The 25,001-nt window shown below is 64.4% G+C and carries 23 protein-coding genes and 1 tRNA gene; 15 read left to right on the forward strand and 9 right to left on the reverse strand.

Annotated elements, in window-relative coordinates:
- The first annotated feature begins 96 nt into the window (after positions 1-96).
- Complete coding sequence (gene prpD, locus QN085_RS09280) at positions 97-1,581, forward strand: 2-methylcitrate dehydratase (RefSeq protein ID WP_013971914.1); 1,485 nt, start codon at positions 97-99, stop codon at positions 1,579-1,581.
- A gap of 176 nt (positions 1,582-1,757) precedes the next feature.
- Here prpD and acnB read toward each other — a convergent pair whose 3' ends face one another.
- Positions 1,758-4,367 (reverse strand): bifunctional aconitate hydratase 2/2-methylisocitrate dehydratase, encoded by a 2,610-nt coding sequence (acnB, locus tag QN085_RS09285; protein ID WP_023661205.1) that lies wholly within the window; start codon positions 4,365-4,367, stop codon positions 1,758-1,760.
- Positions 4,368-4,773: 406 nt separating this feature from the next.
- Between acnB and QN085_RS09290 the strand changes: the two genes are divergently transcribed.
- On the forward strand, positions 4,774-5,253 hold the full coding sequence (locus tag QN085_RS09290; protein WP_015269719.1) for a DUF1289 domain-containing protein: 480 nt from the start codon (positions 4,774-4,776) through the stop codon (positions 5,251-5,253).
- Between the two features lie 130 nt (positions 5,254-5,383).
- On the opposite strand, the gene queD is transcribed toward QN085_RS09290, so the two are convergent.
- Both queD and QN085_RS09300 read right to left on the reverse strand, forming a co-directional pair.
- Complete coding sequence (gene queD, locus QN085_RS09295; protein WP_003256551.1) at positions 5,384-5,740, reverse strand: 6-carboxytetrahydropterin synthase QueD; 357 nt, start codon at positions 5,738-5,740, stop codon at positions 5,384-5,386.
- A 53-nt stretch (positions 5,741-5,793) separates the two neighbouring features.
- The gene (locus QN085_RS09300; RefSeq protein ID WP_041506158.1) at positions 5,794-6,873 is read right to left on the reverse strand and encodes a hypothetical protein; all 1,080 of its coding nucleotides are present in this window, start codon (positions 6,871-6,873) and stop codon (positions 5,794-5,796) included.
- 279 nt (positions 6,874-7,152) lie between these two features.
- Between QN085_RS09300 and QN085_RS09305 the strand changes: the two genes are divergently transcribed.
- The 5 genes from QN085_RS09305 to QN085_RS09325 all read left to right on the forward strand — a co-directional run bounded on the left by QN085_RS09305 (position 7,153) and on the right by QN085_RS09325 (position 11,259).
- A complete protein-coding gene (locus tag QN085_RS09305; RefSeq protein ID WP_003256549.1) occupies positions 7,153-7,464 on the forward strand; it encodes a PepSY domain-containing protein in 312 nt (103 codons plus the stop codon).
- Complete coding sequence (locus tag QN085_RS09310) at positions 7,464-7,778, forward strand: PepSY domain-containing protein (protein ID WP_013971918.1); 315 nt, start codon at positions 7,464-7,466, stop codon at positions 7,776-7,778. The genes QN085_RS09305 and QN085_RS09310 overlap by 1 nt, the downstream gene beginning before the upstream one ends.
- A complete protein-coding gene (locus QN085_RS09315) occupies positions 7,779-8,447 on the forward strand; it encodes a response regulator transcription factor (protein WP_013971919.1) in 669 nt (222 codons plus the stop codon).
- On the forward strand, positions 8,444-9,763 hold the full coding sequence (locus QN085_RS09320) for an ATP-binding protein (RefSeq protein ID WP_013971920.1): 1,320 nt from the start codon (positions 8,444-8,446) through the stop codon (positions 9,761-9,763). Before QN085_RS09315 ends, QN085_RS09320 begins: the two co-directional genes overlap by 4 nt.
- 341 nt (positions 9,764-10,104) lie before the next feature.
- Positions 10,105-11,259, forward strand: coding sequence for an HPP family protein (locus QN085_RS09325; protein ID WP_041506157.1), 1,155 nt, complete (start codon positions 10,105-10,107; stop codon positions 11,257-11,259).
- Here QN085_RS09325 and QN085_RS09330 read toward each other — a convergent pair.
- Positions 11,233-12,099, reverse strand: a complete 867-nt coding sequence (locus QN085_RS09330) for a LysR family transcriptional regulator (RefSeq protein WP_023663489.1) — start codon at positions 12,097-12,099, stop codon at positions 11,233-11,235. The genes QN085_RS09325 and QN085_RS09330 overlap by 27 nt on opposite strands.
- 180 nt (positions 12,100-12,279) lie before the next feature.
- Between QN085_RS09330 and QN085_RS09335 the strand changes: the two genes are divergently transcribed.
- Entirely contained in the window at positions 12,280-14,169 is a 1,890-nt protein-coding gene (locus QN085_RS09335) for a propionyl-CoA synthetase (RefSeq protein ID WP_041506156.1), read from the forward strand.
- A gap of 108 nt (positions 14,170-14,277) precedes the next feature.
- On the opposite strand, the gene zapE is transcribed toward QN085_RS09335, so the two are convergent.
- Entirely contained in the window at positions 14,278-15,348 is a 1,071-nt protein-coding gene (gene zapE / locus QN085_RS09340) for a cell division protein ZapE (protein ID WP_031324969.1), read from the reverse strand.
- A gap of 158 nt (positions 15,349-15,506) precedes the next feature.
- On the opposite strand from zapE, the gene QN085_RS09345 reads away from it, so the two are divergent.
- Entirely contained in the window at positions 15,507-15,932 is a 426-nt protein-coding gene (locus QN085_RS09345; RefSeq protein ID WP_003256418.1) for a DUF1810 domain-containing protein, read from the forward strand.
- A 1-nt stretch (position 15,933) separates the two neighbouring features.
- Here the strand turns inward: QN085_RS09345 and QN085_RS09350 are convergent, their stop codons facing one another.
- Complete coding sequence (locus QN085_RS09350) at positions 15,934-16,176, reverse strand: DUF465 domain-containing protein (protein WP_013971925.1); 243 nt, start codon at positions 16,174-16,176, stop codon at positions 15,934-15,936.
- 260 nt (positions 16,177-16,436) lie between these two features.
- On the opposite strand from QN085_RS09350, the gene QN085_RS09355 reads away from it, so the two are divergent.
- Positions 16,437-16,511 (forward strand) — tRNA-Gln (locus QN085_RS09355).
- A 92-nt stretch (positions 16,512-16,603) separates the two neighbouring features.
- On the opposite strand, the gene QN085_RS09360 is transcribed toward QN085_RS09355, so the two are convergent.
- Genes QN085_RS09360 through QN085_RS09370 form a run of 3 tightly spaced genes read right to left on the reverse strand, consistent with a single transcriptional unit; the run spans position 16,604 to position 21,731 of the window.
- Positions 16,604-18,991 carry a PAS domain-containing hybrid sensor histidine kinase/response regulator gene (locus tag QN085_RS09360; RefSeq protein WP_013971926.1) on the reverse strand — a complete coding sequence of 796 codons (2,388 nt, stop codon included), beginning with the start codon at positions 18,989-18,991 and terminating at the stop codon, positions 16,604-16,606.
- Between the two features lie 13 nt (positions 18,992-19,004).
- Complete coding sequence (locus QN085_RS09365; RefSeq protein ID WP_013971927.1) at positions 19,005-19,466, reverse strand: response regulator; 462 nt, start codon at positions 19,464-19,466, stop codon at positions 19,005-19,007.
- 15 nt (positions 19,467-19,481) lie between these two features.
- Positions 19,482-21,731 (reverse strand): ATP-binding protein, encoded by a 2,250-nt coding sequence (locus tag QN085_RS09370; protein ID WP_013971928.1) that lies wholly within the window; start codon positions 21,729-21,731, stop codon positions 19,482-19,484.
- Positions 21,732-21,994: 263 nt separating this feature from the next.
- Here QN085_RS09370 and QN085_RS09375 point away from each other — a divergent pair, with 263 nt between their 5' ends.
- Genes QN085_RS09375 through QN085_RS09395 form a run of 5 tightly spaced genes read left to right on the forward strand, consistent with a single transcriptional unit; the run spans position 21,995 to position 24,961 of the window.
- Positions 21,995-22,522, forward strand: coding sequence for a Csu type fimbrial protein (locus QN085_RS09375; RefSeq protein WP_024086641.1), 528 nt, complete (start codon positions 21,995-21,997; stop codon positions 22,520-22,522).
- A 30-nt stretch (positions 22,523-22,552) separates the two neighbouring features.
- Positions 22,553-23,089 (forward strand): Csu type fimbrial protein, encoded by a 537-nt coding sequence (locus QN085_RS09380; RefSeq protein ID WP_003256412.1) that lies wholly within the window; start codon positions 22,553-22,555, stop codon positions 23,087-23,089.
- Between the two features lie 18 nt (positions 23,090-23,107).
- On the forward strand, positions 23,108-23,638 hold the full coding sequence (locus QN085_RS09385) for a Csu type fimbrial protein (protein ID WP_023662547.1): 531 nt from the start codon (positions 23,108-23,110) through the stop codon (positions 23,636-23,638).
- Positions 23,639-23,641: 3 nt separating this feature from the next.
- A complete protein-coding gene (locus QN085_RS09390; protein ID WP_013971931.1) occupies positions 23,642-24,145 on the forward strand; it encodes a Csu type fimbrial protein in 504 nt (167 codons plus the stop codon).
- Between the two features lie 39 nt (positions 24,146-24,184).
- Positions 24,185-24,961 (forward strand): fimbrial biogenesis chaperone, encoded by a 777-nt coding sequence (locus tag QN085_RS09395; protein ID WP_023662546.1) that lies wholly within the window; start codon positions 24,185-24,187, stop codon positions 24,959-24,961.
- Positions 24,962-25,001 lie beyond the last annotated feature (40 nt).

Here is a 25,001-nt window from a genome sequence, read left to right on the forward strand (position 1 = left end):
AGCCCGCTCCTACACGGTTTGCGCGGTACCTGTAGGAGCGGCCTTGTGTCGCGAAGGGCTGCAAAGCAGCCCCGGCAATTCTGAAGGGAGCTGGATATGAGCGCCAACGTAGACCTCAACGCCCGCCCGGACTACGACCGGGTGCTGCAAACCCTCGCCGATTACGCCCTCACGTATCGGGTCGAATCCGCCGAAGCCCTGGATACCGCGCGCAACTGCCTGATGGATACCCTCGGCTGCGGCCTGCTGGCTCTGCGCTTCCCCGAATGCACCAAGTTGCTAGGCCCCCAGGTGGAAGGCACCCTGGTGCCCAACGGCGCCCGCGTGCCCGGCACCGCCTACCGCCTCGACCCGGTCAAGGCTGCCTGGGACATCGGCTGCACGGTTCGCTGGCTGGACTATAACGATACCTGGCTGGCCGCCGAATGGGCCCACCCGTCGGACAACCTCGGCGGCATCCTGGCCGTTGCCGATCACCTGTCGCAGAAGCGCGTGGCCGCAGGTGAAGCGCCACTGCTGATGCGCGATGTGCTCGAAGCCATGGTCATGGCTCACGAGATCCAGGGCGTGCTGGCGCTGGAAAACGCCTTCAACCGCGTTGGCCTCGACCATGTGATTCTGGTCAAGGTAGCCTCCACCGCCGTGTGCGCCAGGCTGATGGGGGCCAACCGTGAGCAGATGCTGAGCGCCTTGTCCCACGCGTTCGTCGATGGCCAGGCGCTGCGTACCTACCGCCATGCGCCCAACGCTGGTTCGCGCAAATCGTGGGCCGCCGGGGATGCTTCCAGCCGTGGCGTGCGCTTGGCCGACATTGCCCTGCGTGGCGAGATGGGCGTGCCTGGCGTGCTCACCGCGCCGCAGTGGGGCTTCTACGATGTGCTGTTCAGCCACACCAACAAGGACCTGGCGCTCAAGCCGTCCGAGCAGCAAGAGCTGCGCCTGCCGCAAGCCCTGGGTAGCTACGTGATGGAAAACGTGCTGTTCAAGGTCAGTTTCCCTGCCGAGTTCCACGCCCAGACCGCCTGTGAGGCTGCGGTAACATTGCATCCGCTGGTACGTAACCGCCTGCACGAGATCGACCGTATCGTCATTACCACTCAGGAGTCGGCGATCCGCATCATTTCCAAGAGCGGCTCGCTGGCCAATGCCGCCGACCGCGACCACTGCCTGCAGTACATGGTGGCAGTGCCACTGATTTTCGGGCATCTGGTGGCCGAGCATTACGAAGACGCCTTCCATGCCAACCACCCAAGCATCGACCGCCTGCGTGAAAAGATGGAGGTGGTGGAAGACCCGCGCTTCAGCCGTGAGTACCTGGAGCCGGACAAGCGCTCGATCGCCAATGCGCTGCAAGTGTTCTTCAAGGATGGCAGCAGTACCGAGCAGGTGGTGGTGGAGTACCCGATCGGGCATCGCCGGCGGCGAGGGGAGGGCATACCGTTGCTGGAGGCCAAGTTCAGGGACAACCTGGCGACGCGCTTTGCGCGGCAGCGGTGTGGGGAGATCGTGGATGTGTGCAAGGACCAGCAGAAGCTGGAGCAGATGGCGGTGCACAGGTTTGTCGACCTGTTCGTGATCTGAGGTTGCCTGTGCTGGCCTCTTCGCGGCTAAAGCCGCTCCCACAAGGTCTTGCGCAGCCCTCGAAAACTGTGGGGGCCATGTGGGAGCGGCTTTAGCCGCGAAGAGGCCGGTACAGGTGGAAACAAGAAAGCCCCGACATTTCTGCCGGGGCTTTCTTTTACGTCTTACAACTCAGCTTATGCCTGAACCACCGGGATCTTGGCGTTGGCTGCCGCTTCGCGGAACTCGGCGATCTGGTCGAAGCTCAGGTAGCGGTAAACGTCGGCAGCCATGCTGTCGATGTCCTTCGCGTACTGCATGTACTCTTCGACGGTCGGCAGCTTGCCGATGATCGAAGCGACAGCAGCCAGCTCGGCCGATGCCAGGTACACGTTGGTGGCGTCGCCCAGACGGTTCGGGAAGTTACGGGTCGAGGTGGAGACCACGGTCGAACCGGTCTGCACACGTGCCTGGTTACCCATGCACAGCGAGCAGCCTGGCATTTCCATGCGCGCGCCAGCCTTGCCGTAGATGCCGTAGTAGCCTTCTTCGGTCAGCTGGTGAGCGTCCATCTTGGTTGGCGGAGCCAGCCACAGACGGGTCGGGATACCGCCCTTGACCTTGTCCAGCAGCTTGCCGGCAGCGCGGAAGTGGCCGATGTTGGTCATGCACGAGCCGATGAACACTTCGTCGATCTTCTCGCCCTGTACCGAAGACAGCAGGCGGGCATCGTCCGGGTCGTTCGGTGCACAGAGCACAGGCTCTTTCACTTCGGCCAGGTCGATTTCGATGATCTCGGCGTACTCGGCATCAGCGTCGGCCGACAGCAGCTCAGGCTTGGCCAGCCAGGCTTCCATGGCCTGGGCGCGGCGCTCCAGGGTGCGGGCATCGCCGTAGCCTTCGCCGATCATCCAGCGCAGCAGGGTGATGTTGGACTGCAGGTACTCGGCGATGGCCTTCTCTGGCAGCTTGATGGTGCAACCGGCAGCGGAACGCTCGGCCGAGGCGTCGGACAGCTCGAAGGCTTGCTCGACGGTCAGCTCGTTCAGGCCTTCGATCTCGAGGATGCGGCCGGAGAAGATGTTCTTCTTGCCCTTCTTCTCGACGGTCAGCAGGCCCTTCTGGATGGCGTAGTAAGGGATGGCGTGGACCAGGTCACGCAGGGTGATGCCTGGCTGCAGTTTGCCCTTGAAGCGCACCAGCACGGATTCTGGCATGTCCAGCGGCATGACGCCGGTGGCGGCGGCGAAGGCCACCAGGCCGGAACCGGCCGGGAACGAGATGCCGATCGGGAAGCGGGTGTGCGAGTCGCCACCGGTACCCACGGTGTCAGGCATCAGCATGCGGTTCAGCCAGCTGTGGATGATGCCGTCGCCCGGGCGCAGCGACACGCCGCCACGGGTGCGGATGAAGTCTGGCAGGGTGTGGTGGGTGGTGACGTCGATCGGCTTCGGATAGGCCGCGGTGTGGCAGAACGACTGCATCACCAGGTCAGCGGAGAAGCCCAGGCACGCCAGGTCCTTCAGCTCGTCGCGGGTCATCGGGCCAGTGGTGTCCTGGGAACCGACGGTGGTCATCTTCGGCTCGCAGTAGGCACCTGGGCGCACGCCCTGGCCTTCCGGCAGGCCGCAGGCACGGCCGACCATTTTCTGTGCCAGGGTGAAGCCCTTGCCCGAATCGGCAGGCTGCTCCGGCTTCTTGAACAGGTCGGAGGCGCCCAGGCCCAGTTCGGCACGGGCCTTCTCGGTCAGGCCACGGCCGACGATCAGCGGGATACGGCCGCCAGCGCGGACTTCATCCAGCAGCACTTCGGTTTTCAGCTCGAAGGTGGTGACCAGTTCGTCGCTGCCGTTACGGCGCACTTCGCCCTTGAACGGGTAAACGTCGATGACGTCGCCCATGGCCAGGTTGGTGCAGTCGAATTCGATCGGCAGGGCGCCGGCGTCTTCCATGGTGTTGTAGAAGATCGGGGCGATCTTGGTACCGAAGCAGAAACCACCGGCGCGCTTGTTCGGTACGTACGGAATGTCGTCGCCGAAGAACCACAGCACCGAGTTGGTGGCGGATTTGCGCGAAGAACCGGTACCGACCACGTCACCGACGTAGGCAACCGGGTAACCCTTGGCCTTGACCGCTTCGATCTGGGCCAGCGGGCCGACCGAACCAGGCTGCTGCGGCTCGATGCCGTCGCGGGCCATCTTCAGCATGGCCAGTGCGTGCAGCGGGATGTCAGGGCGCGACCAGGCGTCCGGGGCAGGGGACAGGTCGTCGGTGTTGGTTTCGCCAGGGACCTTGAACACGGTCAGGGTGTACTTGTCGGCGATGGCCGGACGCGAGGTGAACCACTCGCCGGCAGCCCAGGATTCCAGCACGGCCTTGGCGTGAACGTTGCCGGCCTTGGCTTTTTCGGCCACGTCGTGGAAGGCATCGAACATCAGCAGGGTGTGCTTGAGCTGTTCGGCCGCGACGGCGCCCAGTTCGGCGTCATCCAGCAGTGCGACCAGCGTTTCGATGTTGTAGCCGCCCTGCATGGTGCCCAGCAGTTCGGTGGCGTGCTTGCGGTCGATCAGAGGCGACTTGGCTTCGCCTTTGGCGACGGCGGAGAGGAAAGCGGCCTTGACATAGGCAGCTTCGTCGACCCCTGGCGGTACGCGGTGGGTGATCAGGTCTACGAGGAAGGCTTCTTCGCCGGCCGGCGGGTTTTTCAGCAGCTCGACCAGGCCTGCAGTTTGTTCGGCGTTCAGCGGCTGGGGCACGATACCCAGGGCGGCACGCTCTTCGATGTGTTTGCGGTAGGCTTCAAGCACAGTTATTTCCCTCATCAGTGGTCCCTAAAGGGGGTCCGGGACGCTCATCCAGCATTCAATGCACCCATGCGCTGCCACGGCTTTGTGGGCCGCCCAGCCAGAGTCGCAAAGAATCCTTACAGAAGCTGCTTTCAAAGTTTTACGCCTGCAGAACGGGGAGCTGATGAGGGCTGGCACGGGCATGCGAGGGATGCATGGCCCGGGCCAACACCGTTCTACCGGATGAACTGTGCTCGTGACGCTTTGAAAACAGCTTCCAACGGACATTGTTGCCTTTGAAAAGGCGGGATGATTCTACGGCAAAAAAAGCCCGAAGGTAAGGCGGCGAAGATGACTTTAACGAGTGACCCTGGTTAGACAAAGGGCTAACATGGGTTCGTGTTCCATCGCCAAGCTGTTGTTTTTCATGTCCAACAAGTCCATCAAGACCCCTTGTGTCGGCCTGTGCTCCACGGTTTACGGAGACACGGTTTGCCGTGGCTGCAAGCGGTTTCACCACGAAGTGATCAGCTGGAACGGCTACGACGATGCGCAGAAGCGCGCCGTGTGGCTGCGCCTGGAGCAGCTGCTGGTGCAGGTGATGATGGCCAAGCTGGAGGTGTTCGACAAAGGCCTGCTGCGCCAGCAACTGGAGCAGCGTTCCATCCGCTTTGTCGAGCAGCAGTCGGAATATTGCTGGGCGTACCAGCTGATTGCCCGCGGGGCGCGGATGATCCGTGACCTGGAAGCCTACGGCATGGTGCTGTTGCCGGAATTTCGCGACTGGGAGCTGCCGCAGTTGCGCGACGCCATCGACCGCGAGTTCTTCCTGCTGTCCGAGGCGCATTACCAGCGCTACATCGCCCCCGGTTTCCTGCGCGATGCCTTGGAGGCGGGGCAGGGCTGAAGCTTTATTGGTGAAGCTGCCGGCCTCTTCGCGGGCACGCCCGCTCCCACAGGTGTATCACAGACCTCGAGAACGGTGGGCATCCTGTGGGAGCGGGCATGCCCGCGAATGGGCTGGTGCGTTTACCAAATCAGTCGCCGGTATATTCGCAACCGCTGGTGCAGGTTTCGTGGATGCGCACCTTCGACAGTTCCGGCAGCAGCGGCTTGACCTGGTCCCAGATCCACTTGGCGATCACTTCGCTGGTGGGGTTTTCCAGGCCCGGGATGTCGTTCAGGTAGTTGTGGTCCAGTTGCTCGTAGATCGGCTTGAAGATCGCCTTGATCTCGGCGAAGTCGCGGATCCAGCCGGTGTGCGGGTCGAGCGGGCCGGTCAGGTGCAGGCCGACCTTGAACGAGTGGCCGTGCAGGCGACCGCATTTGTGCCCGGCAGGGACGTGCGGCAGGCGGTGGGCCGACTCGAATGTAAATTCTTTAAAAATTTCCACGCTGTCATAACTCTGTGTGAATCAAGAATGCGCGCAGTCTACCAGCATGGCCGCTACAAGGCTTGCAGGCGTTCATGCAACCGCCCGGTGGCAATCAGCTCCAGCAGCTCGTCGCCCAGCCGCTGGCTCTCGGCAATGGCCTTGTACCAGTAGCGCTTGCGGCCAGGCGCATCGCCCATGAAACGCTTGAAGTCATTGCGGTCGGGCAGCTTGCCGTAGGGCAGGGCCGCCAGGTACTGCGGCGAGGGCGTCATCAGCAGCACGTTCTGCAGGCGCGTGGCATCGCCCTTGCGCCAGGGCAGGGCCTTGTCGAACCAGCCGGGTACGACCTTGTCGGTGAAGTGCGGGTACAGCACCAGGTCGTCGCCGCGGTAGGGCAGGTCGAGGTGGTAGTCGAGCAGGCCGCCGTCGCGGTAGGTGCCTGCACCTGCACCAGGGATGTCTTTCACGCCTTCCATGACCATGGGGATGGAGCCCGAGGCAAGCAGGGCATGGCGCAGGTTGGCCAGGTCCAGCGGCAGGCAGCGCGAGGGGAAGTCGGTCAGTGCGTCGAGCGGCGGCGTGGCGCGGCCGTCGTGCAGGATGACGCGCTCGAAGTGCCGTGCCAGGCGCGAGCGGCCGAGCAGGTTGCTGGCGATCACCGAACCCAGGCCGAGGCCCAGGCGGCCCCGATGGTCGTGGGCGAGCTGGCCATGGCTCTTCACCACCAGGATGTTCAGGCGATAGTGCGGGTTGGCCAGCAACTGGCTGTCGCGGCCTTGCAGCAGGTCATCGAGCATGTGTTGGCAACTGCGGCTGATTTCGGCCGGGGTGACGCCCTTGGTGAAATCCTGCTCGGTGTACAGTTCGCCCAGGCGACGGATGCCTGCGACCGGGTCGTCGAGGCAGGCACTGGCAAAGCGCCAGGCGCCGATCGAGGCGCCGATCAGCGCACGTTGGCGTGGTGCCGACGGCAGCCACTCACCGAACAGCGCCAGGTCCAGGCCCTGGATGCCCAGCGGCTTCGGCCCGCCAGCCGCACCCGGCAGCACACCGACATCGGCCGCCTGCAGGCCGCGCTCGCGGACCTGCCGCAGGGCGCGTTGGCCGGCCTTGAAGGTGAGGGCGGGGTATTTGATGTGAATGGCGTTCATGGCGGATCTCTTGGGCAGCAGGCGGTCATTATAAGGCTTCATGCGAATACCCTGTGGGAGAGGGTTCACCCGCGAAGCATGCAACATGGTGTATGGCACCGGCTGCGCCGGTGTTCGCGGGCAAGCCCGCTCCCACAGGGACCGCGCAGGATTCGGTGATCGCGAGACAGCAGCCTGACCTGCGCTATCATGGCGCCAGTTGTTTTCAGGTTGAATTAAGGACCGGTGGTTAATCTTAACCCCGTAGACAACTTGCACAGTTCTCAGGAGAGAAGAACGATGAAACGCATGACTGCCCTGTTCACCGTAGCCGCCGCCCTTGCCCTGGGCGCCCATTCCGCCATCGCCAAGGATGTGCAGCCCGACGAAGTGGTCAAGCTGGTCAATGCCAAGACCGTCAAGTCGCTGGACGAACTCAAGGCCGCCGCCGTGGCCAAGCACCCGGGTGCCACCGTCACCGACTCGGAACTTGAAGATGAGTACGGTCGCTACGTCTACAAGGTCGAGCTGCGCGACACGCAGAACGTCGAATGGGACGTGGCGCTGGACGCCAAGACCGGTGAAGTGCTGAAGGACGAGCGGGACAACTGATGATCCACCTACTGCGGCCGGCGCGCTACTTCGCGCTGGCGCTGCTGGCCGTCTGTTCCCTGGCCGTTGCCCGTGACCTTGATCAGGACGAAGCCCTGGAACTGCGCCAGAAGGGCATCATCCTGCCGCTCGAGCATCTGTTGGAGACCGCCCTGGGGCGTCACCCCGGGGCGCGCCTGCTGGAGGCCGAGCTGGAAGAAGACGACAATCGCTACGAATACGAAGTCGAGTTGCTGACAGCTGAAGGCGTGGTGCGCGAGATCAAACTCGATGCCAGCAGCGGTGCCCTGCTAAAAGACGAGGAAGACGACTGAATGCGCCTGTTGCTTGTCGAGGACAATGTACCGTTGGCCGATGAACTTACCGCAGGCCTGCAGCGCCAGGGCTACGCCGTGGATTGGCTGGCCGATGGCCGCGACGCGGTGTATCAGGGCCAGAGCGAACCCTACGACCTGATCATCCTGGACCTTGGCCTGCCGGGCCTGCCGGGCCTGGAAGTGCTGGCCCAGTGGCGTGCCGCCGGCCTGGCCACGCCGGTGTTGATCCTTACTGCCCGTGGCTCGTGGGCCGAGCGTATCGAAGGGCTGAAGGCCGGGGCGGATGACTACCTGAGCAAACCCTTCCACCCCGAAGAACTGCAGCTGCGCATCCAGGCGTTGTTGCGCCGTGCCCGTGGCCTGGCCAACCAGCCAACGCTGGAAGCGGCCGGCCTGCACCTGGACGAAAGCCGGCAGTGCGTGAACCGTGACGGCGTGGATATCCAGCTGACCGCCGCCGAGTTCCGCCTGCTGCGCTACTTCATGCTGCATCCGCAGCAGATCCTGTCCAAGAGCCACCTGGCCGAGCACCTCTACGACGGTGAAACCGAGCGCGACTCCAACGTGCTGGAAGTGCACGTCAACCACTTGCGACGCAAGCTGGGCCGCAGCGTCATCGAGACCCGCCGCGGGCAGGGCTACATCTACGCCGGGAGCGCCGCGTGAAGTCGATCCAGGCGCGCCTGAGCCTGGGCCTGGTGGCGGTGCTGGTGGTGGTCGGCCTGGTGCTGGCGCAGCTGACCCTGTGGTTGTTCGAGGTCGGCCTGCAGCGCTACCTGGAGAATGGCCTGCGCAAGGAAAGCGAAAACCTGCTGGTGGCCCTGGTGCGCGGGCCTTCGGGTCTGCAGCTGGATGAGCGGCGTATCTCGGCCGCCTACCAGCGGCCGTTTTCCGGCTATTACTTCCGCATCGATTTCGATAAAGGCACCTGGCGTTCCCGGTCGCTGTGGGATCTGGACATGCCCAAACCCGCCGCGCCGGGCCTTTCCGACAGCCACGAACTCGGCCCGGAAGGCCAGCAACTGCTTGCCCTGCGTGCCGACTACCGGCGCCTGGGCCAGGACATCTCGATCAGCGTGGCACAGGATTATTCACCGGTACGCGAAGGTTTCCGGCGCCTGCAGCAGATCGGCCTGGGCATGGGCCTGGTAGCGCTGATCCTGGTGCTGGTGTTGCAGCGCATCACCGTGACCCGCTCGCTGCGGCCGCTGGAGCGGGCACGCCAGCAGATCGCCCAGTTGCAGCAGGGCCAGCGCTCGCAGCTGGATGCCGAAGTGCCCAGCGAACTGGCGCCGCTGGTGGGGCAGATCAACCACCTGCTGAGCCATACCGAAGACAGCCTGCGCCGCTCGCGCAATGCCCTGGGCAACCTGGGCCATGCATTGAAGACGCCGCTGGCGGTTTTGCTGAGCCTGGCCTCCAGCGAGCGCCTGAAAGACCTGCCGGATGTTCGCGCGCAGATGCGCGAGCAACTGGAGCAGATTCAGCAGCGCCTGGCGCGTGAGCTGAACCGTGCGCGCCTGGCGGGGGATGCGCTGCCTGGCGCGCAGTTCGACTGCGACGTCGAACTGCCGGGGTTGCTGGGGACGCTGGGCATGATCCATGGCGAGGGCCTGCTGCTGGCCAGGGATGTGCCGCCCGGGCTGCTGCTGCCGTGGGACCGCGAGGACTTCCTGGAACTGCTCGGCAACCTGCTGGACAACGCCTGCAAGTGGGCCGACAGCGAGGTGCGGCTGGGTATCGCGCCGAGTGCCGATGGCTACCAGGTGTGGGTCGATGATGATGGCCCCGGTATCCCCGAGGGCCAGCGGCAGCAGGTGCTGGAGCGCGGCTCGCGGCTGGACGAGCAGGTAGACGGGCACGGGCTGGGGTTGGGCATCGTGCGCGATATCGTCGAGGCCTGGGGCGGGCGCCTGGCGCTGCTGGATAGCCCGTTGGGCGGGCTGCGGGTGAGCATCGACTTGCCGCGCAAGGCTCGGTAATACCAGGGCCCTGTGGGAGCGGGTTTACCCGCGAACACCGGCGAAGCCGGTGCCATGCACCGTGTCGCATTCTTCGCGGGTGAACCCGCTCCCACAAGTTGCGCGGCGCGCTTGAGGAATTTGCTGGCCATATCACCACTGCAAAAAAATTGCAGTACAGCCGCATTTTTTTGAATTAGCCCAATCTCACCCCACCCGGCAAAATTCCCCCACGAAACCTTGCGGTTTCCATCTCTCCACGGACGGAGCCCCTTGTGCTATTGCAACCGCAATACGAGGCCCAGGCCACCTCGGCTGGGCTTTCTTTTTAACCAGAAAAACTACAGATTCCGATTACCTACATGCCTGCCTCGCGTTTCGAAAGTCGTTTGCAGCGGCTGTTGCCAGCGCCCCTGAATATTCCCCCCAAAGAATGGTTGCGTGCCGGTATCGGCGCGTTGTTCGGCCTGTTCCTCGCCGGCTGGCTGACCAGCATGGCCTACGGCCCCAGCATTGCCTTGCACCTGCTCGGCCCGCTGGCGGCTTCGGCCGTGCTGGTGTTCGCCGTGCACTCCGGCCCGTTGGCCCAGCCCTGGCCTGTACTGGGCAGCTACGCCTTGGCCGGTGCGGTCGGCCTGGCCATGCGCCAGGGCTTCGGCCCGCAGCTGTGGGTTGCCGCTGCAGCCCTGGGTATCTCGATTCTGGTGATGTGCCTGCTGCGCTGCCTGCACCCGCCAGGCGGCGGGGTGGCGGTGAGCGCGGTGCTGGCCGACCCCGGGCTTACCGCCATGGGCGACCACCTGCTGGAGCCGGTGCTGCTCAACGCGCTGATCCTGGTAGCGGTGGCGATCCTCTACAACCACCTCACCGGCGTGCGCTACCCGAAAGGCGCGGTGCCGCGCAAGGACCTGCACCACACCCATGACCCGCTGCCCAGCGAGCGGGTCGGCATCCGTGGGGAAGACCTGGACCAGGCTCTGGAAGAACTGGGCGAGTTCGTCGATGTCACCCGTGACGAACTGGAGCGCATCATCCTGGCCACCGAGCAACACGCCCTGCAGCGCAGCCTCGGCGGCATCACCGCGGCCTCGGTGATGTCCCGCGACGTGCAGTTCGCCACGCCCGACACCACTCTGGAGCAGGCCTGGAAACTGCTGGCCAGCCACCACCTGAAAACCCTGCCGGTACTGCAGCAGGGCAAGTTGGTGGGAATAGTCAGCCTCAGCGACCTGGTCGGCCCGGCCATGCAGCGTGGCCGCTTCAGTTGGCGCGGGTTGTTCGGCCGCAAGGCGGTGCGCATGGAGCAGGTGATGAGCCGCCGGGTAATCAGCGTCAGCAGCCAGCACCCGCTGGAGCGCTTGCTGCCATTGCTGTGCGAACAGGGCCTGCATTGCCTGCCAGTGCTCGATGCCGACCAGTTGGTGGGGGTGATCACCCAGACCGACCTGATCGCCGGCCTCAAGCGCCAGCTGCTCAGCAACGCCGAGGTTTCAGATAAGCGGGTCCCAGCGTTGTGACCAGTCGCTGGCGCCGGCGGCTACCAGCCGGCGCAGGATGGCAAAGGCCTGTTGCAGGGCTTCGCTGTCGCGCTTGCGCGGGTACACCAGGAAGGTCGGGTAGGTGAATTCCGGCGCCTGCGGTACCCGCTCGAACACCCCGCTGTCCAGATAGGCCTGCACTACCCGCGTGCGGAAGTAGCCACTGCCGCCCTGGTCGAGTATGAACTGCAAGGCCAGCGGGCCCAGGTTGAAACTCAGCGCCGGGCGCGCGCAGTCGGGCAGGGCGGCATCGTGCTGGCGACGGAAGGCTTCGCCCCAGTCGATATAGATGTACGGGTCTGGCTGGGCGACCCGGCGCACACGGATCAGCTTTTCCTCCATCAGCTGCTCCACCTGCAGGCCCGGGCCGTAGGTCGGCTGGTAGACCAGCGCGGCATCCAGCAGGCCCATCTCGACCTTGCGCAGCAGCGATTCGCCGTCGCTCACCTCGCTGCGGATGGCATGGCTGGGCAGCTCGCGGTGCAGGGCACTGACCCAGTCGAGCAGCATCGGGTTGCCCAGGCTCACCTCAGCGCCCACGTGCAGCACTTGCTGGCAGCCTTCGGGCAGCGGCAGGTCGCGACGCGCCGCTTCCCAGGTTTGCACCATCTGGTTGGCATAACTGACGAATGCCTCGCCGTCGCTGGTCAGGCTGGCGCCGTTGCGGCTGCGCACGAACAGCTGGCAGCCCAGTTGCTGCTCCAGGCGCTGCACTCGCGCGGTGATCGCCGTTTGTGACACGAACAGGCGTTCGGCGGCGGCGACCAGGCTGCCGCAACGCACGATTTCCAGAAAGGTACGGGCCTGATCGATGTCCATGAGCTGCTCGGTGGCTGAAGGGGTGGCCTATTCTAGAGGCTTTGCACCGTTATGGGGCGTTTTTGCGTTGTCTGCAAATTTGCAGGTCGGTTGTGACTTTAGTCCCATGGCGGCGCGGGTGTAGCGGTCCATACTCAAGTTTCGCCCTTCAATAACAACAAGTACCGGGTTTCTTTCGATATGAGCTACCAGCACAGCTACGCCCATTCCATTTCCGACCCTGCCGCTTTCTGGGCGGAGCAGGCCGCGCACCTGGCCTGGCACCGCAAGCCGGCCCTCACGCTGCAAGAAAATGCCGACGGTACCCACCGCTGGTTTGCCGATGGCCGCCTGAACAGCTGCTACCTGGCCCTCGATCACCAGATCGAGCAGGGCCGTGGCGAGCAGCTGGCGCTGATTTACGACTCGCCGGTGACCGGTGTGCAACAGGCCTACACCTACCACCAACTGCGTGACGAGGTGGCGCGCCTGGCCGGTTTGTTACGCCAGTTGGGGGTGAACAAGGGCGATGGCGTGATCATCTACATGCCCATGGTGCCGCAGGCGGCCATGGCCATGCTGGCCTGCGCGCGGATTGGCGCAGTGCACTCGGTGGTGTTCGGTGGCTTTGCCGCCAACGAACTGGCCTTGCGCATCGACGATGCCCGGCCGACGCTGCTGCTGACGGCGTCCTGCGGGCTGGAGTTCGACCGGGTGATCGAATACAAGCCGCTGGTCGATCGTGCCCTGCAACTGGCCCGCCACCAGCCGCGCAACGTGCTGGTGCTGCAGCGCCCGCAGGCGCGTGCCCAGCTGCAGCCAGGCCGCGACCTGGACTGGCAGGCGGCATTGGCCAAAGCCGAGCCGGTGCCACCGGTGGAACTGGATGCGGGTGATCCGCTTTACATCATGTACACCTCTGGCACCACCGGCAAACCCAAGGGCATCGTGCGGGAAAACGGCGGCAATGCCGTCGCGCTGTGCTACGCCATGCGCCATATCTACGGCATGCAGGCCGGCGATGTGTGGTGGGGCATATCCGACGTGGGCTGGGTGGTTGGCCATTCGCTGATCGTCTATGGGCCGCTGATGAGCGGCTGCACCACGGTGTTCTACGAAGGCAAGCCGATCCGCACCCCGGATGCCTCGGCCTACTGGCGGGTGGTGGAGCAATACAAGGTCAACGCATTGTTCTGCGCCCCTACGGCCATGCGCGCCATCCGCAAGGAAGACCCTGAGGGCGAGCTGATCCGCAAGCACGACCTGAGCTCGCTGCGCCAGTTGTTCCTGGCTGGCGAGAAACTGGATTCCAGCACCCACGAATGGCTGGAACGGGTCAGTGGCAAGCCGGTGCACGACCATTGGTGGCAGACCGAGACCGGCTGGCCGGTCACCGCGCCCTGCGTAGGGCTGGAAGGCAGTGCGGCGAAGCCCGGGTCGAGCAACCGGGCGGTGCCGGGCTATCACGTGCGCGTGCTGGATGACGAGGGCAACCTGCTGGGGCCGAACCACCAGGGCTCGATCGTCATCTCCCTGCCATTGCCGCCCGGGTGCAGCCAGACGCTTTGGGGCGACCACGAGCGTTACCTGCAGGCTTACCTGCGGACTTACCCGGGGTATTACCACACGGGTGACGGTGGCTACCTGGACGATGACGGCTTCGTCTACATCATGGGGCGCACCGATGACGTGATCAACGTGTCCGGGCACCGGCTGTCCACCGGCGAGATGGAAGACCTGGTGGCACGCCACCCGGCGGTGGCCGAGTGCGCGGTGATTGGCGTGCATGACGAGATCAAGGGGCAGGTGCCGTTGGCGCTGGTGGTGCTCAAGGACGGCGAGGGCATTGCCGAGGCGCAGTTGCTGGTGGACCTGGTGGGCAGCGTGCGCGAGGAGATTGGCGCGTTGGCGTGTTTCAACCGGGTGCGGTTGGTGAAGCGACTGCCCAAGACCCGCTCCGGGAAGATTCTGCGGGCGGTGCTGCGCAAGATTGCCGACGGGCAGGACTATGTGCCGCCTTCGACCCTGGATGACCCGGCGGTGCTGGGGGAGATCGAGGCGGTGCTGGCGGATTTGCCCAGGGCTGGCTGAGGGTTTGACCTTGCTGGCCTCTTCGCGGGTAAACCCGCTCCTACAGAACTGTGCAATACCTGTGGGAGCGGGCGTGCCCGCGAAGAGGCCGGCCCGGGCAAAGCAGTTCTAGGGTCCTACCTGATGCAGCTGCCCCAACCGGCTGCGCGTACGCATCAGGTCGGCAAGCGGCCCGCCCAGGCTTTCTTCCAGTGGCCGCTTGCCGATCACCAGCACCTGCCGGTCCTGGTCATACAGCACATCCACCAGGTTGACGAAGCGCTGCTGCGCCGCCAGGGAACATTCCGACAAGTCATCCAGCCCATCGATGATCCACTCATCGAATTGCCCGGCCAGCACCAGGTAGTCGATCACTGCCGTGGCCTTTTCGCACAGGTCGTCAAAGCCCAGCACCACCCGCCGGCCGTCCACCGCCAGTGCGCGCAGCGGGCGCTTGTTCACTTCCAGCATCACCGGCTGCGGCTCGGGCACATTCAGCGCCTGGCGCTGCGCTGCATTGCCCGGCCAGACATAGTGGCCCCGGGTAAAGCGCTGATGTTCGCGGTTGGCCGGCAGGCTGCGGAAATCGGTATCGCCCCCCACTTCCAGCACTTCCATCGCGCTGTTGATCAGGCGGATCACCGGCAGGAAGCGCTCGTGGTACAGCGGGTTGGGCAGCAGCCCTTCGGGTGCATAGTTGGACGTCACCAGCAGGAATACGCCACGGCTGAACAACGCATTGAACAGCCGCGTGAGCAGCATGGCATCGCCAATGTCGTGCACATGGAATTCGTCGAAGCACAGCACCTGGCAATCACCCACCAGCTCGTCGAGGGTCGCGCCCAGTGCATCATCCAGCGCCCGGTGGCGGTGCATGCCCTGGTGCAGGCGCGCGAAGAAGTCATGGAAGTGCAGGCGCAGCTTGGCCTGCACCGGCACGGCCTGGAAAAAACCGTCGAGCAGCCAACTCTTGCCACGGCCCACCGAACCGTACAGGTACAGGCTGCGTGGCTGGCCTTGTTCGAGCTGCGCCAGCTGTTCGGCCATGCAGTGGATTACCCGGAGTTGGCCGTCGCTGAGTTGGTAACCGCGGCTGTGCGCCTTGTCCTCGAACCAGCCGAGCAATTCGCTCTGGTTGGCGGCGGCGCCGCGCAGGCGTTGGCCAAGCTGGCGTAGCGGGGTAGGGATCCAGGCAGGCAAAAGCAAAGCTCCTTGGGCGATGGCAGGGCAGGGTGCAGCTTGCCCGAGGGCAGCCATTTTGACTAATACAGAAAGTGCGCGGCAATCATCGCCTGACGAGATAGGTTCGCCATGCAGGCGTACAGTAAAGGCTGGAACCGGTGCGAGGAGGGGCGAGCATGCACGCCGACTTTGATCTGCAGCGCTTCGTAGAGGCGCAGAACCCTGTGTATGACCAGGTGATGCAGGAGCTGCAGGCCGGGCGCAAGCGCAGCCACTGGATGTGGTACGTGTTTCCCCAGCTCGATGGCCTGGGCCACAGCGCCATGGCCGAACGCTATGCGCTGGCCGGTATCGACGAAGCCCGTGCCTACCTGGCTCATCCGCTGCTCGGCCCGCGCCTGCAAGCGTGCGTGACTGCGCTGCTGCAGCACCATGACAAGAGTGCCCGTGAAATGCTCGGCAGCCCTGACTACCTCAAGCTGCGCTCGTGCCTGACCCTGTTCGCCCAGGCCGCGCCCGGCAACCCGTTGTTCCAGCTGGCGCTGGTGCAGTTCTACGACGGTGAGCCGGACGCCCTGACGCTGGCCATGTTGCAGGGTTAGTTCAGGCCTTTTGCTCCAGTTGGCGCTCGATCATGTACTTCACTGCCAGCCGACGTTCTTTAAGGCGGCGCAGGTCTTCATCCTCGAAGTTGCCCGCCGAAATCGACTCGGCGGCCAGCACCTGGTTGTCGATGTCCATGTATTCGTCCAGCAGACGGTCCAGTGCCTTGTCCTGCTGTCGGCGCTGCTGGACGATTTCGCGCGGGTAGTGCAAGTCCTGGTAAAGATCATGGGAGACAGGCATGGGGTCCTCCTTGGTCAATGCAGATGGCTCATCTGATTGGAAGGGAGGAATGCGATTGTGTTGAAGCCAAGCGGGCGGAAAGCGACGGATGGTCGCCTCGCCAACCGCGAAAATGACTAACTCGCTGTTTTTTGGTAATTTTTTTTCATCAGGGGGTTCACAGACCGAAAGTTTGTTGTTAAAGTGCCGCGCATTCCAAGACAACAACCCAGTTGTCACTCAGTTGGAATTGTCAGAGCAGCAGATGCTGCATCCGATACAGGGGCGTCGCCAAGCGGTAAGGCAGCAGGTTTTGATCCTGCCATGCGTTGGTTCGAATCCAGCCGCCCCTGCCATTTTCTTGCTTCAACGTATCTCGGTCCGGTGCTTGGAAATACAAGCGCTGGGCTTTGTCGTTTCCACAGGTTTTGCCGAAGGCTCTGTTCGGTCACCTGGCCGTTCCAAGCATCTCGTTCAGCAAGCGGGCCAGTTCATCGGCCTTTACCGGCTTCTGGATCACCAGGCTGCCCGGCAACTCCAGTCCCTGCAACTCTGCATAACCGGTAAGAAGCACCACCGGCAGGTGCGGGTAGCGCTCGCGCGCCGCCAGGGCCAGTTGCGCACCGTTGAACTCGGGCATGGCGAAATCGCTCAGTAGCAGGTCGATCTGCTCATCCAGCAAGGCCAAAGCCTGTTCGCCACTGTGCGCCTGGCGTACCTGGTAGCCGTACTGGCGCAACACATCACCAAGCATGTCGCGTACCAGATGGTCGTCATCCACCAGCAGCACGGTGCGATTACAACCGCTTTCGCTAGTCGAGTGGCTGAGCAGCGACGGCATCGGTTCGTTGACGGCTTCACCCTTGACTGCCGGCAGATACACGGCCACCTGCGTACCACGCCCCGGCGTGGTGTCGATGCGCACGCCACCCCCGGACTGTTTGGCGAAGCCGAATACCTGGGCCAGGCCCAGGCCCGAACCCTTGCCGATATCCTTGGTGGTGAAGAACGGTTCGAACACCTTGGCCAACACCTCTTCGCTCATGCCGCAGCCGGTATCGCGGATACTCAGCATCACGTACTCGCCAGGGTCCGGGTCTTCCGGGCGCTGTGGACGTGCGTCGATCCGGGTGTTGCGGGTCGACAGCGTCAGCTGGCCACCGTCGGGCATGGCATCGCGGGCATTGATCGCCAGGTTGAGAATGATCATTTCGGTCTGGGTCGGGTCGGTCAAGGCCTGCCACAGGGTTGGTTCCAGGTCCAGGCGCACCGAGACATTGCCGCCCAAGGTGCGGCGCAGCAACTCTTCCAGCCCGGCCAGGGTGCGGTTGAGGTTCAGCGCCACCGGCTCCAGGCGCTGGCGGCGGGAGAAAGCCAGCAACTGCGAGGTCAGCTTGGCGCCGCGCTCGCCGGCTTCGCGGATGTGCTTGAGCCGCGCACTGGCCTTTTCCAGGTCGGCTTTGGCCAGGTCGCGCTCAAGGAAGCTGGCGCCGGTGAGGATTACCGTCAGCAGGTTGTTGAAGTCGTGAGCCACACCGGCGGTCAGCTGGCCGACCGCTTCCAAGCGCTGCATCTGCTGCAGCGCGGCCTCGATGCGTTCGCGTTCGGCGATCTGCTCGCGCAGGCGGGCGTTGGCTTCGGCCAGGCCCAGGGCGGCCTCGCGCTCGCTGGTGATGTCGCGTGCCACCACATACAGCAGGGTGTCTTCCGGCACCACCACCCAAGACAACCAGCGCTGCAGACCACCGGCATCCAGGATACGCCCGACAAAGCGGGCGCTGGTGCGACCATGGGCGAGGGCGGCCAGTTCGGTGAGCATCAGTTCCTGGTCATGCTCGGGCAGCAGGTGCAGCAAGGACGACTGGCTCAGACGTTCGCGGGACAAGCCCAGGCTGGCTTCCCAGGCGGGGTTCAGCGCGACTGGGGTCAGGTCCTTGTTGAGCACGGCCAGCAAGTCTTGCGACAGCTCCCAGGCACGGTCGCGTTCGCGGGTGCGGCGCTCGACCCTTTCCCCCAGCATTTCGTTGAGCTGGCGCAGTGCCTGGGTGGCCAGGCGTTGGGTGTGGATGTCCTGCAACACCCCGGAAAAGCGCACGCACTGGTCGTTGACGAACCGGCTCTGGCCGCTGCTGAGCAACCAGCGCGGTTCCAGGCCGTCGGGTTGGGCGATGCGGAATTCGACCCGATACAGGCCGCCACCTTCCGGGCACATGGCCTGTTCCACCGCCTCGCGCACCTGCGGCAGGTCGTCGGGGTAGATGCCGGCGTAAAACACCTCGAGGCTCATTTCAGTATCGGTGGGTAGACCGAACAGGGTCTTGCAGCGGTCATCCCACAACAACAGGCCTTCCTGCGGGCGCATGTCCCATGTGCCCATGCCGGCAGCGTCGATGGCAATGCGTGCACGTGCCTCGACGTCTGCCAGGGCCTCTTCGGCGCGGCGCCGGCGCTGGCGCTCCTGCACTTCGGTCAGGGCCCGGCGCACGGCCTTGGGCAGTAGCGGCAGGTTCTTCTTCAGCACATAGTCGGTGGCGCCCAGGCGGATCATTTCCACCGCATGTTCTTCGCCATAGATACCAGACAGGAAAATGAACGGAATGTCGGGTGCCAGGCGCTGGGCGATGGCCAGCACATCGGTGCCGGACGAGCCCGGCAGCACGCAGTCGCACAAGATCAGGTCGTAGTGGGCCTCGCTCAGGGCTTGCTCGACACCGGCATGGTCGAACACCAGCTGCGCCTGCACCTGCAACCCGCTACGTTCCAGGCGCATCAGGGTCAGCTCGGCGTCCATCGAGTTGTCTTCGACCATCAGCAGTTTCAGCGGCGTTGGCTGCATCGTCGCGGCCACCTTAGATGCTGCCACGCCGGTTCAGGCGCAGCGAGCCGGGTGGGGGTTCGTTGAGTACCGCCCAGAACACCCCCAGGTCGGAAATGGCGGCGACGAATTCCTTGAACTCCACCGGCTTGACCACGTACGCGTTCACCCCCAGCTCGTAGGCGCGCAGCAGGTCGGGCTCCTCGCGCGAGGACGTCAGCATCACCGTCGGGATGCTGCGCAGCTCGGCGGTGGCGCGCACTTCCTTCAGCACCTCCAGGCCGTCGACCTTTGGCAGTTTCAGGTCCAGCAGCAACACGGCGGGGTTGCCATCGTCACGTTCGGCATAGGTATTGCGCCGTAGCAGGTAGTCGAGTGCCTCGGCACCGTCACGCAGCACGATGACCTCGTTGGCCAACTGGCTGCGTTCCAGCGCCAGGAGCGTCAGCTCCAGGTCCCGTGGGTTGTCTTCGACCAGCAGGATGGGTTTGAGCATGATGGTAGCGGTGCCTCAAGTGGTCGCGGGGTGGCGCGGGAGGGTGAAGTGGAAGGTAGCACCCTGGCCAACCTTGCCATGGGCCCAGACCCGACCGTCATGGCGTTCGATGATGCGACGAACACTGGCCAGGCCGATCCCTGTGCCTTCGAAGTCTTCCATGCGGTGCAGGCGCTGGAACACGCCGAACAGTTTGTTGGCGTAGGCCATGTCGAAGCCCACGCCGTTGTCGCGAATGCAGATCTCGGTTTCGCCCGGGTGTTGCACGGCGCTGATGCCGATGCGCGCCGGGGTGCGCCCACGTGTGTATTTGATGGCGTTGGCCAGCAGGTTGTGCAAGGCCATGTTGATGAACGCCGGGTCACCGACCACCTTGGGCAGTTGGGCGATGTCCCAGACAATTTCGCGGTTTTGGTAGTCGGGCGCCAGTTCGCTGCGAATGGCCTCGACCAGGGCGTTGAGGTCGACCTCGGACAGGCGCAGGGCAGAGCGGCCCATTTGCGAGAAGTTGAGCAGGTTGTCGACCAGGCTTCCGGCAAAATGCGCGGCTTCCTCGATGTGTTGCAGAAAGCGCCTGCCGCGCTCGCTGAGGCCCTGGCCCTCGATTTCGCCGAGCAGTTCGGAGTAGCCGGCAATATGGCGCAGGGGGGCGCGCAGGTCATGGGACACGCTGTAGGAAAACGCTTCGAGCTCCTTGTTCGAGCGACGCAGTTCGCCAGCCAGCTGCGCCAGTTCCTCGGCCTTGCGCAGGACAATCCCCAGCACTGCCGTGCGCAGCTCCTGCACGCCTTCGATGACCAGCGGGTGCCAGGGTTCGCAGTAGCCGCGCAGTTTTTCCTGCCAGCTATCGAAACTGTGCCGCGGGTCGAGGTTGCCCTGCGGCCCGACCTGTTTGTTCGGCTGCCCGGCCCAGTTCACCGTGCGCACCTGCTCGGGACGGAACCACAGCAGGTAGTGCGAGTGGATCTGCGAAATGGCCACTGCCAGCACACCGCCTGCATGGGCCGCGAGCTCGGGCAGTTCATCGATGTCGCGGCACAGGTTGTCGCTGTGGAACACGCTCTCTTCGCCACGCTGGGAGAGCCAGTGCACCAGGGCGTTTACCTGCGCGGCCGGAGGGGTCTTGCCGATCAGGTCGCAACGTTCGGCGGAAATGACCGCGGCACCTTGGGCGCCTGCGAAGGCCAGCAGTACTTCGGGCAAGTCGCGCAGGCCGTCGCCGACACTGTCATGGTCGGCCATGGACGAGATCATGCGCACGATGTGCTGGCGCAGCTCGAGCAACTGGCGAGTGTTGGCGTGGGACTCGCGCGATTCGATCTGCAGCGACAGCACACTGGCCAGCAGTTCGCAGGCGGTACGGGTGCGCAAGTCCACCGGGCGCGGCTGTTCGTGGTGGCAGGACACCAGGCCCCAGAGTTTCCCGTCGACCACGATCGACAGCGACATCGATGCCAGGGTACCCATGTTGCGCATGTACTGCAGGTGCACTGGCGACACGCTGCGCAGCGCGGCAAAGCTCAGGTCCAGCGGCTTGCCGGTGCGTGGGTTGGCAGCGGGCAGCAACGGCGAGGCCTGGTAGTTGGCGTCCTCGATCACGCGGATGCGGTTGATTCGGTACAGCTCGCGCGCCTGGCGCGGTATGTCCGAAGCGGGGAAACACAGGCCCAGGTAGCTCGGGTAGCCCGGGTCGGCCACCTCGGCCAGCACCTGGCCGTTGCCTTCGGCATCGAAGCGATAGGCCTTGACCCTGCCAAAGCCGGTGATGCGCTTGAGCTGCAGCACTGCTTGCTGCAGCAGTTCCTCGAGGCTGCCGGCCTGGTGCAGGCGGCCTACGAAGCTGCGCACCAGCGGGTAGTAGTCGCCTTGCCCGACAAGATCGGCCGGCAGGCGAGGGGGTTCGAATTCGGCGATCAGCACCTGGTCGTGACGATGGACCAGCAGGTGCAGGTTGCCACTATATGGAGCGTCCTGGCGCAGGTGCACATCGCTGATGTGGAACGGAAAGACCTCGTCCTGCGGCAGGCGGGCCAGGTGCAGGCGCAAGTCGAAGGCACCGCTGACCAGCTCGGCGAACTCGCGACCTATCAGTTCACTGGCCGGTATGCCCAGCCAATGCTCGACATTTTCACTGGCCTGGAGTACCCGCATGTCGGTTTCGTCCAGCACCAGCAGAAAACCGTGGGGCTGGATGCTGCCAGGTAGCTGGATCGGCTCCTGGGCGCAGCGCTCGAGGGCTTGGGTGAGCGTGCTGTCTGCAATCATCTATGAAAACGCTCCTGTCGTGTCCTTCCATGCATGCCGCATGAGTCTAGGCAGGATGAAGGGAATACACCTTAACAGAATACCCGCCGGGATAACGGCCCTTGGCCATTTGAGGAGAATGCCGGCGATGCGTTCTGTGTCGTGTGGTTTTTTTTTCAGGTGGTAGCGCTTTTTGGCTAATACAAAAAAATGGCTCGATGCCAGTACCGTGATGTCACGTCGCTGCTACGCTCAGGTCAGCAGACATCGACAAGGATAATAAGGTGACGGAGCGCTACCTGGCCGCCCTGTTGGGCCTTATGTTGAGCAGCAGCGCAATGGCGGCGGACTTCCTGGTGGAAGTGCGGGTGCTGGTGCAGCGTGGCTGCATGCTGGTCAACCAGCCCCGCGATGCTGGGGCGCAGGCGCTTGGGCGCATCGACCTGGGCGCTGCTGCACGGCTGGATGGCCCTGGTGCGCCGCTCACCGGCGCGCTGCTGAGCCAGCGCCCGCCACGCCTGGAATGCAATCCCCACACCCCCTATCAGGTCCGCGTCGATGGTGGGCAGCATGGCGGCGTCGGCGAGTTGCGCTTTCTGGCCAGTGACGATGACACGGCCCGGCTCATACCTTATCGCCTCTACCGCGACGCTGCCTGGCGCGAGCCGCTGGCGGTGAATGTGGCGCATTCGGCGCGGGTGCCGGACAGCGGTTCGGTCGAGCTGCCGTTGTATGCACGGATCGACAAGCTGGCCTGGGTACCGCCTGCAGGCCTGTACGCCGACCTGCTCAAAGTCACCGTCACCTGGTAGGGATGCAACCATGCTCAAGGACGCGACGCCATGAACCGCACCTCGATCCTGCTGCTTTCCCTGGGCCCGCTGCTGGTGCCCGGTGGTGCCGCGCATGGCACCAGCACCGGTTTCATCCAGGCGCGGCTGGTGATCAGCAGTGCTTGCCAGATCAGCAGCAACGAGACGCAACCGGCAACGGTGGGTAACCCCGGCGTGATGGACTTCGGCGAGCGCGGACCGAACTGGGACCAGCCGCTGCGCAGCCGGGTTGATGATGTGAGCGGCGAAGGCAGCCTGCAGATCAGTTGTACGCCCGAGGTGCGGGCGTTCAACGTGCGCATCAACGGCGGCCTGAATGGCAGTGACGGCATACGGCGGCTGAGCAACGGCCGCGAGCTGATCCCCTACCAACTGGCGATCGACCCAGGTGGTAACAGCCGCTACGGCATCGGCCAGGCGCGTGCCTTCACCATCAGCAGTACCCGGCAGATACCGATCCCCATCTACGGTGTGGTAGTGGCGCAACCGCGTGCGCTGCCAGCCGGCCTGTACCGTGACACCCTGAGGGTGACCCTGGACTGGTAACGACACAAGGAGACTTCGATGCGAACGAACCTTTCACGCTGCATCCTCGCCGGTCTGGGGCTGATGCTGACTTACCAGGCGCAGGCCGCCACCACCGGGACTATCGAGTCGACGCTGACCTTGACCGCAGCGTGTCAGGTCAACGGCAGCTCAGCCTCCTCGGGGGCCGACTTCGGTACCTTGGACTTCGGCACTCACGATGCCTTGTTCAACACCGCCGACGGCCAGGTAATCGGCGGCGGCGGTGGGGCGATCAGCATTCTCTGTTCGGCTGGCACGGTACCAGTCATCCGCGTGGGTGCAGGTTCCCACGATGGCCAGTCGGCCGGGGGCAGCCGTGCGCTGGCGGATGGCGTCGGCAACTTCGTGCCGTACGACTTCTACACCGATGCCGGGCGTACGCAGGTGTTGGCCATCAACGGCACCATCACCTTGCCGCTCAGCAGTGGTGTGGCCCAGACCGTCAACCTGTATGGCCAGGCGCGCGGCAAGGTCGGCCTGCCGGCGGGGGAGTACACCGACACAGTGTCCGTCGAGCTGTCGTTCTGAACCATGCGCAGCTGGCTGGCGGGCGGCATGAGCGTCCTTGGCGTGCTGCTGGCCGCGCCCCTGGATGCGGCGACCACCAGCAGCTTCCTGGTGACGGCGCAGATCGTCGCCGGGTGCCTGGTGGTGGGCGGCGTGACCAGCTACGGGACGCTCGACTACGGATCGCAGTCGGCACTGGCCACCGGAACTCTCGGCACCTCGTTGGGCGGTACCACGGTGACCTTCCAGTGCACCCCGGGCGTGGCCTTGAGCATGAGCGTGGATGGCGGGCAGAACAGTGCCAGTGGCACACGCAACCTCAAACGCACGGGCGGCACGCAGGTGCTGGCCTACCAGTTGTACCGGGACGCGGCGTACAGCCAGAGCCTGGGGATCGGCCAGAGCGTGGCCGTGAGCTATACCGACCCGACGGCGATCAAGCTGCCGGTGTACGGGCGGGTTCAGCTGACCGGCATGATGCCGGCGGGGACTTACACCGATGTGGTGCAAGTGACGGTGACCTGGTGAATGCATCGGCACTAATGACCAGTATCCAAGGAGAGCTTCATGGGGGCAGGCGCGAAGTGGGCGCGAGGATTGATCGGAGTATCGTGGCTGGCGAGCCTGCCAGCCTGGGCGGCCACCTCGGTGCTGATCTGGCCGATCGACCCGGTATTGGAGGCTGACCAGAAGGCTGGCGCACTGTGGCTGGAAAACCGCGGAACCGCACCGGCCAACCTGCAGGTGCGGGTGTTCGCCTGGCGCCAAGGTGACTACCAGGAACAGTACCAGGCACAGCGCGAGATCATTGGCAGCCCGCCGGTGGCCAACGTCGCCCCCGGGCAGAAGCAATTGATCCGCCTGACCCGCACCGGCCCCTCGCCAGTCGGCCAGGAGCAGGCCTACCGCATCATCATCGACGAAATCCCGCCCGCCATCCCGGTCGACAAGGCCGAGCCCGGCACCACCGCGGCGATCCGCCTGCAGATGCGCTACTCGGTACCCCTGTTCGTCTACGGCGAAGGCCTGTGGGGCAAGGCAGGCCCTGAGGGCAAGGGCAATGCCGAGGGCGTCGGCAAGCCGCAACTCAGCTGGCGCGCAGTGACCGTGCAGGGCAAGCCGTACGTGGAACTGCGCAACACCGGCCCGGTGCATGCACGCCTGACTGATGTGGTGGTGCAGCAGGGCAGCCAGAGCAAACCACTGGCCGATGGCTTGCTGGGTTATGTGCTGCCGGGGGCCAGCATGCGCTGGCCGGCACCGTTGGCACCGAGTGCCGGGAGTGTGCTGAAGGGGAGGGTAAACGGCCAGAGCAGCGCGGACGCCATCCGCCAAAGCCAATGAGCCTGCGCCTGAATGCCGCGCAGAGGCCGTGGAGAATCCG

Origin of the sequence: Pseudomonas sp. M2(2023), assembly GCF_030263955.1 — a bacterium.
Taxonomy (GTDB): Bacteria; Pseudomonadota; Gammaproteobacteria; order Pseudomonadales; family Pseudomonadaceae; genus Aquipseudomonas; species Aquipseudomonas asiatica.